A 14,335-nucleotide genomic window follows, 5' to 3' on the forward strand; every position below is an offset into this window, starting at 1 on the left:
GTTATCAACAGATCCTAGCGTAGTTTGTAATGAATATCGCTTAAGGCACGCAATCGTTCTGCCGCTTGTTCTGCGGTGAGATCGCGCTGGCTTTCGCCTAGCATTTCATAGCCCACCATAAATTTTCGCACCGTGGCGGAGCGTAATAATGGGGGATAAAAATGCGCGTGTAGCTGCCAATGATCATTTTCTTTGCCATTAAATGGGGCAAAATGAAAGCCCATTGAATAGGGGAAAGAGGTTTCAAACAGGTTGTCATATTTGGTGGTGAGCAACTTCAAGGCAAGCGCCAAATCTTGCTGTTGTTCAGGGCTGAGCTGGGCGAAATTTTTAATATGAACTTTTGGCAGTAATAAGGTTTCAAAAGGCCATACAGCCCAATAAGGTACAAGGGCAACCCAGTGTTTGGTTTCCACCACAATGCGTTCTTTCCGCGCTAATTCACGTTGCACATAATCCACCAATAGCACTGAACCGTGTTTTTCAAAGTAACGTTGTTGGGCTAAATCCTCTTGCGCTACTTCATTCGGCAGAAAACTGTTTGCCCAGATTTGTCCGTGCGGGTGCGGATTGGAACAGCCCATTGCCGCACCTTTATTTTCAAAGATTTGTACCCAAGGATAACGCTGCCCTAGCTCGTTAAGCTGAGCTTGCCATACGTCAATCACATCAACAATTTCTTCCACCGTGAGTAATGGTAAGGTTTTGCTGTGATCCGGTGAAAAGCAAATCACGCGGCTTTCCCCTTCAGCAGCGGCAGTTTGGAAAAGGGGATCATCACTCGGCGCGGGGGCTGGCGTTTGTTCTAACAAGGCGGAAAAATCATTTTTAAACACAAAGGGTTTGCGGTAATCTGGGTTTTGTTCGCCTGTAATGCGCTTATTGTTTGGGCAAAGGTAACAGCTTGGATCATAGCTCGGTTTTTGCTTTTCTTCATTTTTTTCTTGCTGACCTTGCCATGGACGTTTTGCTCGATGGGGAGAAACCAATACCCAGCGATCGATAAGCGGATTATAGCGGCGGTGTGGATGATCTGCCGCAACAAATTGTTCAGACATAATGTTCTCCTTAAGTGAAAATATGAAAGCGGTTACAAAAATAAACTGCTATAAAATAGCAGATTGCCAAAAATAAACTATTAACTAGATCACAAATTAAGAAAAAAAGTGTGATTTTTTTGTGATGTAGTTTTCATTTTTTAAAGTAAGCGTTTTCAATCACAGAAAATTCTTTATATGATAAGTGCGGTGTAAATTTGCAGAGTTTTTAGGGGAGAAGATGATTACCATTCGTGATGTAGCAAAACAAGCGGGCGTTTCCGTGGCAACAGTTTCGCGCGTGTTGAATAATCATTCTTCCGCCAGTGAAAAGGCACGCCTTGCAGTGCAAAAAGCGGTGCAGGAATTGGGCTATCACCCGAATGCTAATGCGCAAGCCCTTGCCTTGCAAAACACTGACACCATTGGCGTGGTGGTCACGGACGTTACCGATCCTTTCTTTGCGATTTTAGTGAAAGCAGTGGATAAAGTGGCGGAACAGCACAACAAAAGCATTTTGATCGGCATTGGTTATCATAATGCGGAAAAGGAACGTAATGCCATTGAAACCTTGCTACGCAAGCGTTGTAGCTGTTTGGTGGTTCACACCAAAGCCTTGAGTGATGAAGAACTTAGCCAATATTTAAGCCGCATTGCGGGAATGGTGGTGATTAATCGCGTGGTACAAGGCTATGAAAATCGTTGCGTAAGCCTAGATAACACCAAAGGGACGTTTATTGCTACGGAAAATTTAATCCGCCTTGGGCATAAGCAAATTGGCTATATAGGCTCAAATCACCAAATCAGTGATGAGGCGGAACGCATTCAAGGCTATTTGAATGCTCTTGCGCAGCACAATTTGCCAATGGCGGAACATCGTATTGCGCACAGTTTCGCCTGATTTTGAAGGGGGCGAGCAGGCGATGATCCATTTGTTGAGCTACAATTCTGATTTGACCGCCGTGGTGGCTTATAACGACACAATGGCGGCAGGCGCAATTTCGGTGCTGAATGAAAACAATATCAACGTGCCGAAACAATTTTCCATTATCGGCTTTGATGATATGCCCATTGCTCGTTATCTGATTCCGAAGCTCACCACCATTCGCTATCCCATTGATTTAATGGCAACTTATGCGGCAAATTTAGCGTTAAGTTTGGTGGATAACCGCATTAATACGCCGATTCACACCCAATTTAACCCCACCCTAGTCAGACGATTTTCCACAGAACCCTGCGATTAATTTATGATCATCGTCACATTTTTAAATATTTTTTTGTAATCGTTTCCATTAATGTGAGAGGGATCACAGTCTTATAGGCTGTTTTTCGTTATGCTCTGTGCCGTTATTGAATTTATTTCACAACAAATCCTTGTGCTGTATGAAATAAATTTAGCAGTATGTACAACATCTTCGTGATCGTTTAATCCATTTAAGGAGCTATCTATGAAAAAAACTGTATTAAAAACCACCGCACTTGCTGTGGGCTTAGGTCTTGCTGCAACAACAGCACAAGCGGTGAACCGCATTGGTGTAACTATTTACAAATATGACGATAATTTTATGTCTTTAATGCGTCAAGAAATTGATAAAGAAGCGAAAACACTTAAAGATGTCGAATTATTAATGAACGACTCACAAAACGCCCAATCGGTACAAAATGACCAAGTTGATGTGTTGATCTCTAAAGGGGTGAAAGCGCTTGCTATTAACCTTGTAGATCCCGCGGCAGCGCCAACCATTATTGGCAAAGCAAAATCTGAAGATATTCCTGTGGTGTTCTTTAATAAAGATCCCGGTGCAAAAGCGATTAATAGTTATGAACAAGCTTATTATGTGGGAACTGACCCGAAAGAATCTGGCGTGATCCAAGGGCAGCTTATCACCAAGCACTGGAAAGCCAATCCAGCTTTTGACTTAAACAAAGACGGTAAGATCCAATATGTTTTATTAAAAGGTGAGCCGGGACACCCAGATGCGGAAGCGCGTACTAAATATGTGATTGAAGAATTAAATAAAAACGGCATTGAAACGGAACAACTCTTTATCGACACCGGAATGTGGGACGCAGCATTAGCCAAAGATAAAATGGACGCGTGGTTATCCAGCTCTAAAGCGAACAACATTGAAGTGATTATTTCTAACAATGACGGAATGGCAATGGGGGCATTGGAAGCCACGAAAGCACACGGTAAAAAACTGCCTATCTTTGGTGTGGACGCCTTGCCTGAAGTGTTACAGCTTATCAAGAAAGGCGAAATCACAGGGACTGTGTTAAATGACGGTGTAAACCAAGGTAAAGCCGTGGTGCAATTAGCTAATAATCTGGCGAATGAAAAACCAGCCACAGAAGGCACACAATGGAAATTAGAAAGCAAAGTTGTGCGTATTCCTTATGTTGGTGTGGACGCGGATAACTTAAATGAATTCTTAAAATAATTGTGCTATTGCTAGGGGAGCATTGCTCCCCTTTTGTATGAGGTTGGATATGACAGTACAAACACAAACGCCAAACCACCAAGAAGTGCTGCTTACAATGACGAACGTAAGCAAAACTTTCCCCGGTGTTAAAGCCCTAGATCGGGCAAATCTCACCGTTCGTTCTCATTCTGTTCACGCGTTAATGGGAGAAAACGGTGCGGGCAAATCCACCTTACTGAAATGCTTATTCGGCATTTACGCCAAAGATGAAGGGGAAATTCTCTTTTTAAATCAACCTGTTAATTTTAAAACCTCAAAAGAAGCGCTCGAAAATGGCATTTCAATGGTTCACCAAGAACTCAATTTGGTACGTCAGCGTAATGTAATGGATAACCTTTGGCTTGGACGCTATCCACTGAAAGGGATTTTTGTCGATCACGGCAAAATGTATCGTGATACCAAAGCCATTTTTGATGAATTGGATATTGATGTTGATCCTAAAGAAAAAGTGGCAAATCTCTCTGTTTCACAAATGCAAATGATTGAAATTGCAAAGGCTTTTTCTTATAACGCAAAAATTGTGATTATGGACGAACCCACTTCATCGCTATCTGAAAAAGAAGTGGAGCATTTATTTAAGATCATCGAAAAGCTCAAAGAACGCGGTTGTGGAATTATTTATATTTCGCACAAAATGGACGAAATTTTCAAAATTTGCGATGAAATTACCATTTTACGCGATGGCAAATGGATCAACACCGTGCCAGTCAAAGGCAGCACGATGGACGAAATTGTGGCAATGATGGTAGGGCGTGAACTTACGCAACGTTTCCCTGAAAAAACCAACACACCACAAGAAGTCATTTTAGAAGTGGAACACCTAACGGCACTGAACCAACCTTCTATTCAAGATGTCAGCTTCCAGCTTCGTAAAGGGGAAATTCTCGGCATCGCAGGGCTTGTTGGAGCAAAACGCACGGACATTGTGGAAACCATTTTTGGCGTGCGTGAACGTAAAACGGGCGAAATTAAATTGCACGGAAAAACAATGAAAAATCGCACCGCACTTGAAGCCATTAATAACGGTTTTGCCTTGGTCACGGAAGAACGCCGTTCCACAGGGATTTATGCTAACCTAAATATTGAATTTAACTCATTGATTTCAAATATTAAATCTTATTTAGGGCGGCTAGGTTTGCTAAGTGGTGAGAAGATGAAAAGCGACACCCAGTGGGTGATCGATGCAATGAATGTGAAAACGCCATCGCACAAAACCACCATCGGATCGCTTTCGGGCGGAAACCAGCAAAAAGTGGTTATCGGGCGCTGGTTGCTCACTCAGCCTGAAATATTAATGCTTGATGAACCAACACGCGGCATTGATATTGGGGCGAAATTTGAAATTTACCAACTAATTATGGAACTCGCCAACAAAGGGGGAAAGGCATTATTATGATTTCTTCTGAAATGCCAGAACTGTTAGGCGTAACTGACCGAATTTTAGTAATGAGTAACGGAAAAGTGGCGGGCATTGTTGAAACCGCAAAAACTTCGCAAGAAGAAATTCTGCAACTTGCAGCGAAATATCTCTAATTTAGAAGGAAATGAATTATGTCAGCTTTAAAACAAAATAAATCGCTAGATTTCCTCAAACAAAACGCTATTTACTTTGTGCTGTTGGTGCTTCTTGGCATTATCATTATGCAAGATTCCAGCTTTTTAAGTTTAAGAAATTTTAGTAATATTCTTACCCAATCTTCCGTGCGTTTAATCATCGCCCTTGGCGTGGCAGGCTTGCTGGTAACCCAAGGCACGGATTTATCCGCAGGGCGTCAAGTGGGGCTTGCCGCGGTAATTTCTGCGACACTTTTGCAAGCAATGGATAATATGAACCGTGTGTTCCCTGATCTTGCCGAAATCCCAATTCCTGTGGTTATTCTTATTGTTTGTGCCATTGGCGCAGTAATTGGATTAGTCAACGGCGTAGTGATTGCCTACCTTAATGTAACGCCATTTATTGCCACAATGGGAACGATGATTATCGTGTACGGAATTAACTCCCTTTACTATGACGCCGTGGGATCATCACCAATTGCAGGCTTTAACGAACAATTCTCCACCTTTGCGCAAGGCTTTTTCCGCTTAGGTAGCTTTAAACTTTCCTACATCACCATTTATGCCGCAATTTGCTCGCTATTTGTATGGATCTTATGGAATAAAACCCGCTTCGGCAAAAACATCTTTGCCATTGGTGGCAACCCAGAAGCGGCGCGTGTTTCAGGGGTAAACGTAACTCGCAACCTTGTTGTTATCTATATGATTGCAGGGGTATTTTACGCTTTCGGCGGTATGCTCGAAGCAGGACGCATCGGCAGTGCCACCAACAACCTTGGTTTTATGTACGAACTTGATGCCATTGCCGCTTGCGTGGTAGGGGGCGTTTCCTTCGCAGGCGGTGTGGGAACAGTGATCGGCGTTATCACAGGGGTGCTTATCTTCACCGTGATCAATTACGGCTTAACCTACATCGGCGTAAACCCTTACTGGCAATACATCATCAAAGGTAGCATTATCATCTTCGCTGTTGCCATTGACTCGCTCAAATACGCGAAGAAAAAATAAGTGCGGTGAAAAATTCGCAAAAAAATTACCGCACTTAATATTTCCTACCTTAACTAAGATAACGCTATATCAAACGGGCTGACACATAGGTCAGCCCGTTCACCATTTCCAACAATAATCATAAAGAAATAATCCTTCCCTTATGTTATTAGCCATTCACTAACCAACTTACAGCGATAACAATCGTAAAAATAGCGAGCCAGATTAAATGTAACCTATTGCTTTTTCTATTGATTTCTTGGTTTTGCAAATAACGGTTGTGCCATTGTTGGCGGAATTGGGCTAAATGATTTTTATCTAAGGAAAACCCACAGTTAGGGCAAGCTAACATTGTCGTTGTGATCGCCTTTCGGCATTTCGGGCAATGTTGCATTAATGCGCTGTTCATCGTACAAATCCTTAATTAATGCTACGTTACAATTTCACTCTATTTGAGTGCTTAGCGTAGGCAATGATTTATCTTGCTATATTTGCGAGTGAAAAATTTTCTATTTATCTCAATGTGTTCTTGGATAAGAATGGCTGTTTCGGTGAATTTAATTGTTTATTGTTATAAACAAATTGTCAAAAAGAGCAATAGGTTATAAGAATCATTTTTCCAATAGTTAGGGAGTGTTTACTTTACATAAAATTTACAACTAATTACGCGAAATTGCCTAGTAATGTCGCGGTTTTGTGCTATTATTCGCAACCTAAATTTAAGGGGCTGTAGTAGATTAGCCCTAAATTTCACACCATTTTCGCAATATTTTTAACTGCTCTTTTGGTGTCCCAAAGTTAAACCGAAATTCACATTCCTTCAAGAATAAAGGAAAGTTTTTTCGGTTAATTCCATTATATTTTCGCAGTATCCGCTTCGCCTGATTCCAAAAATTTTCAATGCCATTAATATGATTTTGTTTCACCGCAAATAGCTCGGAATGATTGATTCGTTCGTGGTGAAATTCACTCACATCAAGCGCATCATAACTGCGATAAGTGTCCGTATAAACCCAGCTATCAGGCTTGATTTTTCTTTTAATAACAGGGAGTAATGTTTCACTCTTGGTGTTTTCAACCACAACAGTAAATACCTTTCCTTGTCGTTTTAGTAACCCAAAAACAGCAACTTTTCCAGCCGCTCCTCGTCCTCGTTTTCCCTTTCGATGACCACCAAAATAGCTTTCGTCTAGTTCAATTTCCCCCTCAAAAATCTCGTTAACTTCAAGGGATAAATGATAGTCAATCACAAGCCTGATTTTATGGTAGAACAAAGCGGCTGTATTAGGTTGAATATCTAGCAAATTTGCTGCCGTTCTTGCAGTAACTTCTGCGATAAAAAACTCCAGCAGTTTTTTCTGTATAGATTTCTTTAATTTACAATATGTTATCTTCATTTTTGTAGTATAGCATTGTTGCTAATCTACTACAGCCCCAAAATTTTTAGCTCGACACAACCTGACGTAAGTCTTACTTAAAACTTATTTACAATAGCTTTCAATCAATAACCAAACCGATTTTTAAGTTATGACAAAAAGTAGTAGAACCAATCAGTTAGCTCAACGTATCAGTGCTTTGCTTGTTGATCTCAATATGGGAAGAGTTTGTTAGTTTAAATATTGAAGTTTGTGAAATATTGAAGAAAGGATAAAGTCTTTCTTTTATTATTTGTAGCATTCTTGATTGTTAAGTGAGATAGTTCTGAATTAATGGCTTTATTGATTTTATATTCAAAATAATTGATTAATTATTCATTTTAAACTATGCTATCTTCACTTTTGGAAATTTAAGGATCGCAAATGAGTGCTTATAACAGACAAACCTTTGATGAAGTGATGATACAAAATTATGCGCCCGCAGAGTTTATTCCTGTGAAAGGGAAGGGGAGCAGAGTTTGGGATCAGCAAGGGCGAGAATATATTGATTTCACAAGCGGTATTGCGGTGAATGCGTTGGGGCATTGCCCTGATGAGATTGTGGCGGTGCTGAAAGAGCAAGGGGAAACGCTGTGGCATTCTAGCAACTGGTTTACCAGTGAGCCAACCTTGCAATTAGCCACAAAATTGGTGCAGAAAACCTTTGCGGATCGGGTGATGTTTGTTAATTCTGGCGCGGAAGCTAACGAGGCTGCGTTGAAATTGGCTAGGCGTTATGCAGTAGATCATTTTGGCACGCAGAAAAGCAAAATTATTGCCTTTAAGCAAAGTTTTCACGGGCGTACATTATTCACGGTGAGCGTAGGTGGGCAAGCGAAATATTCTGATGGCTTTGGGCCGAAACCTGCGGATATTATCCACGTTCCTTTTAACGATCTTGAAGCGGTAAAAGCCGTGATTGATGACCATACCTGCGCAGTGATTGTTGAGCCGATTCAAGGCGAAAGTGGTGTAAAACCTGCTGATCCGGCATTCTTACAGGGTTTACGTCAGCTTTGTGATGAAAACAATGCTTCGTTGATTTTTGATGAAGTGCAAACAGGCTTGTCGCGTACGGGTTATCTTTATGCTTATATGAAATATGGCGTTGTGCCTGATATTCTGACTTCTGCCAAAGCCTTGGGCAACGGCTTTCCAATTGGCGCAATGCTCACTACCAATGAGATTGCGAAAAGTTTTTCTGTTGGCGTACACGGTACAACTTTTGGCGGCAATCCCCTTGCTTGTGCTGTGGCCTCAAAGGTGGTGGACGTGCTTTCTGATGAAAAATTCTTGGAAAAAATCCACCGCACTTCTGAATTATTTATGCAGAAATTGGCTGAGCTAAATCAAGCGTTGAATTTATTTAGCGAAATTCGTGGTGAAGGCTTGTTGATTGGCGCAGAGCTAAATGCGAATTATCAAGGAAAAGCCAGCGAATTTGTGAAAAGTGCGGCTAAAAATGGACTAATGATTTTAGTTGCAGGCCCTGATGTTTTGCGCTTTGCCCCCGCGTTGAATATTAGCGATGAAGAATTGCAAGAAGGGTTTCTGCGCTTGGAAAAAACTTTAAGAGAAATGGTTTAGGTAAAAAATAGGCTCTGGGATAAGAGCCTTACTGGAACAATGAATAGATTAGAGATCAAGTTTATTCTTGTACATATTAGTTAAAATATATTATTTGCTAATTTATCAACGTCTTGAGAAGGAAGAACTTTTTTTATCGCATGAATTATAATTGTTCTTGATATATTGTGTGCTGTATAACTTTCTCTTTTCCTTATACTTTCTAATAACTTTCCATGTAACTCAATAGCTTGTTCAGATTCTTTCAGGTTGATTTCTAATGTGTTTTCATATGATATTGACATTGCTGTTGATAGTAACGAGTCTAACGATGATAAAAATGGGTTTCTACAAGATTGCATAATTGATTGATGGAACAAATTATCCCCCTTGATAAAAAGCGCTCTATCGTTTTCTATAATGCTATTTTTCATTAATAAATAAGCGTTTTCTATTTTTGCAAGATCTTCTGCTGTGGATGTTAAGGCTGACATAGAACAAATACTAGGTTCAAAAATTAATCTTGTACTTAGCAAATGTAGCAATAGATTTTTACTGATTTCATTCTGGGAAAAGAAAGCTAGAATTTCCTCATCTAACCAATTCCATTGATTTATATTATTGATAATACTGCCCTTTTTAGGGAGAATAGAGATAACTTTTTTATTCGCAATTGTCTGAAGTGCAGCTCTGATTGATGTTCTTGATGAATTAAATTGCTGTGATAGCTCTATTTCTCCGGGAAGTAACTCTCCTTCTGAATATTTTCCCTCAAGAATTTCGGACATAATATGATGCATTATAATATCTGATTTTTTCATTTTTCTTGTCTTACTAGCTTATCTTTTCTCTTATTCTACAAGCTTTAAAAACTAAAAAACATGCCTTTTTACTAAAATTTTTTCTTGAATTGTGACTTGTATCACGGAAATGACTATTTTTATCTATTATTATCTTGTCACACAAGATTTTGGAGGGGGTATGATTGCTATTGATTGGGGTACAACAAATTTTAGAGCTTACCATGTTAATCATAATCAGGTTACATTGTTAGAAAACAGTAATTGTGGTATCGCATCTTTTGATTCTTCTGGTTTTGAGAAAAAAGTTGAACAGCTTTTTGAGAGTAATCGTTTCTTATTGCAAGATAAAAATTTTATTGCTATGTCTGGTATGGTTGGTTCGAATAAGGGATGGCATGAAGTTCCTTATGCTGAATCACCAGTTTTTTTAGATAATTTGCCTAATTTTATATATAAGTTTTCTCTATTCTCAGGAACTCCAGCTTTTATTGTACCAGGATTATCTATCACTAATAAGTTTTCTTTATATGATGTTATGAGAGGAGAAGAAACTCAGTTGCTTGGGCTTTGTAATTTGATTAATGATGATGAGTTTTCAGTTATTTTACCAGGAACTCATAGTAAACATGTCTATATTAAAGATAGAAAGGTTATTGACTTTTATACGATGATGAGTGGCGAATTATTTTCTATTTTAGGTGAGTATAGCATCTTAGCAAAAGATATATCTAATAGAATAGATTGCGATGATAGCTTTATAAAAGGTGTTGAAATTTCTTTTTCATCTAGGCCACTATCTAACTGCTTATTTTCTGCTAGAACAAGTGTTTTAAATTCAAGTTTAAAAAGAGAACAGATTAAAAGTTATTTATCTGGAATAATCATAGGTAATGAGATTAGAGAGATGAGTAGAATAAAGAATATTTATGTTGTGGGTGGAGAAAATATTTCTAAGTATTATTGTAAAGCATTATCTCATTTGGGTTATAAAAATTATTTTATAGATGGAGAGGCTTGTTTTCTTAATGGTATTAGGTTCATTTCTGAACGGGTTATGGGGGATTTATCATGACTACTCTGAAACATTGTCCGTTAGTTGCGATCTTGAGGGGAATTAGTACGCATGATGCGGAAAAATTTGTACAATATTTAATAGACGTTGGTTTTTATTATATAGAAGTTCCTTTAAATAGTCCAAATGCATTTGAAACAATCGAACTGTTATATAAAAAATTTGACGGTAAATGCTGCATAGGAGCAGGAACAGTAACAAATGTAGAACAATTAAATAAAGTTATAAAATTAGGTGTTAGGTTTATTGTTACACCTAATGTGAATCCAGAAGTAATTAAATTAGCAAATAAATTTGATTGTTTAATTTTTGTAGGTGTTATGACTCCTTCAGAAGCCTTCTTAGCAATTAATTCTGGAGCTAAGCTGCTAAAAATATTTCCTGCAGAATTACTAGGAGAAAATGGATTTAAAGCTCTTTTAAGTGTATTGCCTAAAGAGATTGAATGTTTTCCTGTCGGAGGAATTAAAGCGAATAAAGAGCAGATGAGTAGATATATATCTATTGGGGCTAAAGGATTTGGACTTGGGAATTCTTTGTATTCTGAAGGTATGTTATTTGATTCTTTTAAAGAAAATGCGAGCAGATTCCAAGAGATTTGGCAAGAAATTAGAGAATAAGGAAAATATATGAAAATTATTGGTTATCAGACATATATTGTGCCACCACGTTGGGGATTCTTAAAAATAGTTACTGATGAAGGTATTGTTGGGTGGGGAGAACCCTGTTTAGAAGGTCGAACCCATACAGTTCATGCTTGTATTGATGAATTGATGGAATATTTACTTGGAAAGGATCCTAGAGATATAGAAGATCATTGGAATGTTCTTTATCGTTCTTCATTCTATCGCGGTGGACCGATCATGATGAGCGCTTTAGCAGGGATAGATCAAGCTCTTTGGGATATTAAAGGAAAAGATTTAGGTGTTCCAGTTTACCAATTATTAGGAGGGAAGTGCCGAGACCGAGTGAGAATGTATTCCTGGATTGGTGGAGATAGACCTGATGATGTTGCACGAATGGCTAAAGAACGGAGAGACGCTGGTTTTACAGCTATTAAGATGAATGGTACTGAAGAGCTTCATTTTATTGATGATTATTCGAAAGTTGATGCTGTTTTAGAGCGAGTACAAGCAATCAGAGATGCGGTAGGAAAAGATTTCGGTATAGGGATTGATTTTCATGGTCGAGTGCATAAAGCAATGGCAAAAATATTGTTAAAAGAGCTTGCTGTTTTCAATCCGATGTTTGTTGAAGAGCCTGTATTAGCCGAACATTTTGAAGTGATTCATGAAATAGCTAGATATGGCGCAATTCCTATTGCAACTGGGGAAAGAATGTTTTCTAGATGGGAATTTAAACATTTATTACAAAGAGGTGGGATTGATATTTTACAACCAGATGTTTCTCATTGCGGTGGTATTTCCGAATTAAGAAAAATAGCAACGATGGCTGAGGCTTACGATGTAGCTATTGCTCCTCATTGCCCTTTAGGGCCTATCGCATTATCAGCATCACTACAAATTGATAGTGTATGTCTAAATGCTGTTATTCAGGAACAAAGTATTGGGATTCATTATAACCAAGATAATGATGTTTTAGATTATATGACAAATAAGGAGGTTTTTGAATTTAAAGAGGGCTATTGTGAGTTATTAAAAGGTGATGGGCTAGGCATAAATATTGATGAGTCTTTTATGCAAGAACAGAATAGTAAAGATGTTCGTTGGCGCAATCCTATTTGGAGAAATAAGGATGGTTCTTTTGCTGAGTGGTAATAAAGGATCGATAAGGAGTTTAATAAGAGGAATTATAAAATGAAATTATTCAAGAAAACGTTAGCTTTATCATTATTCGCATTATCTTCCAGTATTTTTGCTGCAGAATATAATTGGAATTTTCAATCCTCAGATCAACCAGGAGATGATGCTTTCAAATATCAACAACAATGGGCAAAAGATGTTGAAAAATTATCAGATGGCCGTATTCACATTAATGTACTTGGAGCAGGCTCAGTAGTTGAGCATAACCAAACATTAGATTCTATAAGCATGAATATCCTTCAAGGTGATTTTACAGATCCATCTTATTTTTCTGGTAAAGATCCTGCGTTCGCTTTATATGGCAATTTAATTGGCGCTTGGAATAATCCTAAAGATCTTATTGATTTTATGTATAACGGTGGAGGATTTGAAGTTGCTAATGAATTGCTAAATAAATATGGGGTTCAACTGTTAGCTGTAAGTACAGTTGGGGGAGAGTCTCTAGTATCTAAAAAGCCAATTCATAATATACAAGAATTGAAAGGTGTTAAAGTTCGCGCTCCTGAGGGGCTTGTGCAAGCATTATTTAAGAATTTGGGAGCGTCTCCAGTAAATTTACCTGGTTCAGAAGTATATACATCTCTTGAAAAAGGCGTTATTGATGCATCAGATTATTCAATTTTTGCGAGAAATCAAGATAGTGGAATGAATGATATCGCGAAGTATCCAATTCATCCAGGCTGGCACTCTATGCCTGTTAATCAAGTGACTCTTAATAAACAAATTTATGACAAATTACCTCAAGATCTGAAAGATGTATTATCTAAGGCAAGTCAGCAATATGCTACAGGTTTTTTAGCTATGCATCAAAAACTGGATGAAGATGCAATAAAAAATAAAAAAGCAGATATTACTATTATTACTTGGTCACCAGATGAAGTTGCTAAAGTAAGAAATGTAGCAACACAAATGTGGCCAGACTGGGCAAAGAAATCATCTATGTCTGAAAAATATTATAATGTAGTAATGAAATATTTGAAAGATAAAGGTATGGTTGAATAACTTTTAGAAAAGTCAGGCTATACAGCTATAGCCTGACTTTAGAGAAATATTAGGAGTAATAATATGAATAAAAATAGTACTCAGATTACAGAAGTTTCCTTTATTGATTCTATCATAGAGAAAATAGGAAAAAAACTATCTTGGGGATATTTATTGATAGTATTAATTTCTTTTTATGAAATTGTAGCTAGATATATATTTAATTCTCCAACATCCTGGGTTCATGAAGCAAGCATTGCTATAGCAGGATTTTTAATGGTTTATGCTGGATTATTTTCTTATGGTAGAAATAAACATATTAGAGTTCCTATTTTATTAGATCGTGTTTCTATTAAAGCTCGTAAATATTTAGAACTATTTAGTAATCTTATAACGTTATTGTTCTTAGGTTTATTAGTATATTCAAGTTATTTTATTGCAAAAAGTTCTGTAGTTTCCCCAGGGGGAGAGATTATATTAGAGCGCTCAGGGTCTGCTTGGAATCCTCCTATTCCTTCATTATTAAAGGTTTCAATTTTTATTTTATCAGTTATTTTCTTTATTCAGGTTTTCGTAAGAATAAAATCATCTATCATAATTTCTAAAAAATAGGA

12 protein-coding genes and 2 pseudogenes are annotated in these 14,335 nt (G+C 38.0%); 10 read left to right on the forward strand and 4 right to left on the reverse strand.

From position 1 onward, the window contains the following. Window positions 1-14: 14 nt before the first annotated feature. Window positions 15-1,058 (reverse strand): galactose-1-phosphate uridylyltransferase, encoded by a 1,044-nt coding sequence (gene galT, locus ELZ61_RS03605; RefSeq protein WP_126371507.1) that lies wholly within the window; start codon window positions 1,056-1,058, stop codon window positions 15-17. Between the two features lie 220 nt (window positions 1,059-1,278). On the opposite strand from galT, the pseudogene ELZ61_RS03610 reads away from it, so the two are divergent. The 4 genes and pseudogenes from ELZ61_RS03610 to mglC all read left to right on the forward strand — a co-directional run bounded on the left by ELZ61_RS03610 (window position 1,279) and on the right by mglC (window position 6,082). After that, a pseudogene (locus ELZ61_RS03610) lies at window positions 1,279-2,281 on the forward strand (substrate-binding domain-containing protein). 204 nt (window positions 2,282-2,485) lie between these two features. Next, window positions 2,486-3,478 (forward strand): galactose/glucose ABC transporter substrate-binding protein MglB, encoded by a 993-nt coding sequence (gene mglB / locus ELZ61_RS03615; RefSeq protein WP_126371509.1) that lies wholly within the window; start codon window positions 2,486-2,488, stop codon window positions 3,476-3,478. A 49-nt stretch (window positions 3,479-3,527) separates the two neighbouring features. Beyond that, window positions 3,528-5,053 (forward strand): annotated as a pseudogene (gene mglA, locus ELZ61_RS03620) (galactose/methyl galactoside ABC transporter ATP-binding protein MglA). 18 nt (window positions 5,054-5,071) lie between these two features. Continuing rightward, window positions 5,072-6,082 (forward strand): galactose/methyl galactoside ABC transporter permease MglC, encoded by a 1,011-nt coding sequence (gene mglC / locus ELZ61_RS03625; RefSeq protein WP_126371511.1) that lies wholly within the window; start codon window positions 5,072-5,074, stop codon window positions 6,080-6,082. 148 nt (window positions 6,083-6,230) lie between these two features. On the opposite strand, the gene ELZ61_RS03630 is transcribed toward mglC, so the two are convergent. Further along, complete coding sequence (locus ELZ61_RS03630) at window positions 6,231-6,470, reverse strand: hypothetical protein (RefSeq protein ID WP_241969721.1); 240 nt, start codon at window positions 6,468-6,470, stop codon at window positions 6,231-6,233. Window positions 6,471-6,804: 334 nt separating this feature from the next. Continuing rightward, window positions 6,805-7,458, reverse strand: coding sequence for an IS1595 family transposase (locus ELZ61_RS03635; protein WP_126371513.1), 654 nt, complete (start codon window positions 7,456-7,458; stop codon window positions 6,805-6,807). Between the two features lie 402 nt (window positions 7,459-7,860). On the opposite strand from ELZ61_RS03635, the gene ELZ61_RS03640 reads away from it, so the two are divergent. Further along, window positions 7,861-9,063 carry an aspartate aminotransferase family protein gene (locus tag ELZ61_RS03640; RefSeq protein ID WP_126371516.1) on the forward strand — a complete coding sequence of 401 codons (1,203 nt, stop codon included), beginning with the start codon at window positions 7,861-7,863 and terminating at the stop codon, window positions 9,061-9,063. Between the two features lie 80 nt (window positions 9,064-9,143). Here the strand turns inward: ELZ61_RS03640 and ELZ61_RS03645 are convergent, their stop codons facing one another. Continuing rightward, window positions 9,144-9,863: a FadR/GntR family transcriptional regulator gene (locus ELZ61_RS03645; RefSeq protein WP_126371518.1), complete on the reverse strand. Its 720-nt coding sequence runs from the start codon at window positions 9,861-9,863 to the stop codon at window positions 9,144-9,146. A 109-nt stretch (window positions 9,864-9,972) separates the two neighbouring features. On the opposite strand from ELZ61_RS03645, the gene ELZ61_RS03650 reads away from it, so the two are divergent. The 5 genes from ELZ61_RS03650 to ELZ61_RS03670 all read left to right on the forward strand — a co-directional run bounded on the left by ELZ61_RS03650 (window position 9,973) and on the right by ELZ61_RS03670 (window position 14,333). Beyond that, complete coding sequence (locus ELZ61_RS03650) at window positions 9,973-10,917, forward strand: 2-dehydro-3-deoxygalactonokinase (RefSeq protein WP_126371520.1); 945 nt, start codon at window positions 9,973-9,975, stop codon at window positions 10,915-10,917. Next, the gene (locus tag ELZ61_RS03655) at window positions 10,914-11,537 is read left to right on the forward strand and encodes a 2-dehydro-3-deoxy-6-phosphogalactonate aldolase (protein WP_126371522.1); all 624 of its coding nucleotides are present in this window, start codon (window positions 10,914-10,916) and stop codon (window positions 11,535-11,537) included. The genes ELZ61_RS03650 and ELZ61_RS03655 overlap by 4 nt, the downstream gene beginning before the upstream one ends. A 9-nt stretch (window positions 11,538-11,546) precedes the next feature. Further along, a complete protein-coding gene (gene dgoD / locus ELZ61_RS03660; protein WP_126371523.1) occupies window positions 11,547-12,695 on the forward strand; it encodes a galactonate dehydratase in 1,149 nt (382 codons plus the stop codon). Window positions 12,696-12,734: 39 nt separating this feature from the next. Continuing rightward, window positions 12,735-13,742, forward strand: coding sequence for a TRAP transporter substrate-binding protein (locus ELZ61_RS03665; protein ID WP_126371525.1), 1,008 nt, complete (start codon window positions 12,735-12,737; stop codon window positions 13,740-13,742). 63 nt (window positions 13,743-13,805) lie between these two features. After that, the gene (locus tag ELZ61_RS03670) at window positions 13,806-14,333 is read left to right on the forward strand and encodes a TRAP transporter small permease subunit (protein WP_126371527.1); all 528 of its coding nucleotides are present in this window, start codon (window positions 13,806-13,808) and stop codon (window positions 14,331-14,333) included. The last annotated feature ends 2 nt before the right edge of the window (window positions 14,334-14,335 follow it).

The sequence above is a fragment of the Avibacterium volantium genome (assembly GCF_900635775.1).
Lineage (GTDB): Bacteria > Pseudomonadota > Gammaproteobacteria > Enterobacterales > Pasteurellaceae > Avibacterium > Avibacterium volantium.

Bases quoted from the DNA above. Each gene is read 5' to 3' on its own strand.
- dgoD (WP_126371523.1), top strand. From the start codon at position 11,547: ATGAAAATTATTGGTTATCAGACATATATTGTGCCACCACGTTGGGGA.
- ELZ61_RS03645 (WP_126371518.1), bottom strand. From the start codon at position 9,863: ATGAAAAAATCAGATATTATAATGCATCATATTATGTCCGAAATTCTT.
- ELZ61_RS03650 (WP_126371520.1), top strand. From the start codon at position 9,973: ATGACTATTTTTATCTATTATTATCTTGTCACACAAGATTTTGGAGGG.
- ELZ61_RS03665 (WP_126371525.1), top strand. From the start codon at position 12,735: ATGAAATTATTCAAGAAAACGTTAGCTTTATCATTATTCGCATTATCT.
- galT (WP_126371507.1), bottom strand. From the start codon at position 1,058: ATGTCTGAACAATTTGTTGCGGCAGATCATCCACACCGCCGCTATAAT.
- ELZ61_RS03655 (WP_126371522.1), top strand. From the start codon at position 10,914: ATGACTACTCTGAAACATTGTCCGTTAGTTGCGATCTTGAGGGGAATT.
- ELZ61_RS03630 (WP_241969721.1), bottom strand. From the start codon at position 6,470: ATGAACAGCGCATTAATGCAACATTGCCCGAAATGCCGAAAGGCGATC.
- ELZ61_RS03670 (WP_126371527.1), top strand. From the start codon at position 13,806: ATGAATAAAAATAGTACTCAGATTACAGAAGTTTCCTTTATTGATTCT.
- mglC (WP_126371511.1), top strand. From the start codon at position 5,072: ATGTCAGCTTTAAAACAAAATAAATCGCTAGATTTCCTCAAACAAAAC.
- ELZ61_RS03640 (WP_126371516.1), top strand. From the start codon at position 7,861: ATGAGTGCTTATAACAGACAAACCTTTGATGAAGTGATGATACAAAAT.
- ELZ61_RS03635 (WP_126371513.1), bottom strand. From the start codon at position 7,458: ATGAAGATAACATATTGTAAATTAAAGAAATCTATACAGAAAAAACTG.
- mglB (WP_126371509.1), top strand. From the start codon at position 2,486: ATGAAAAAAACTGTATTAAAAACCACCGCACTTGCTGTGGGCTTAGGT.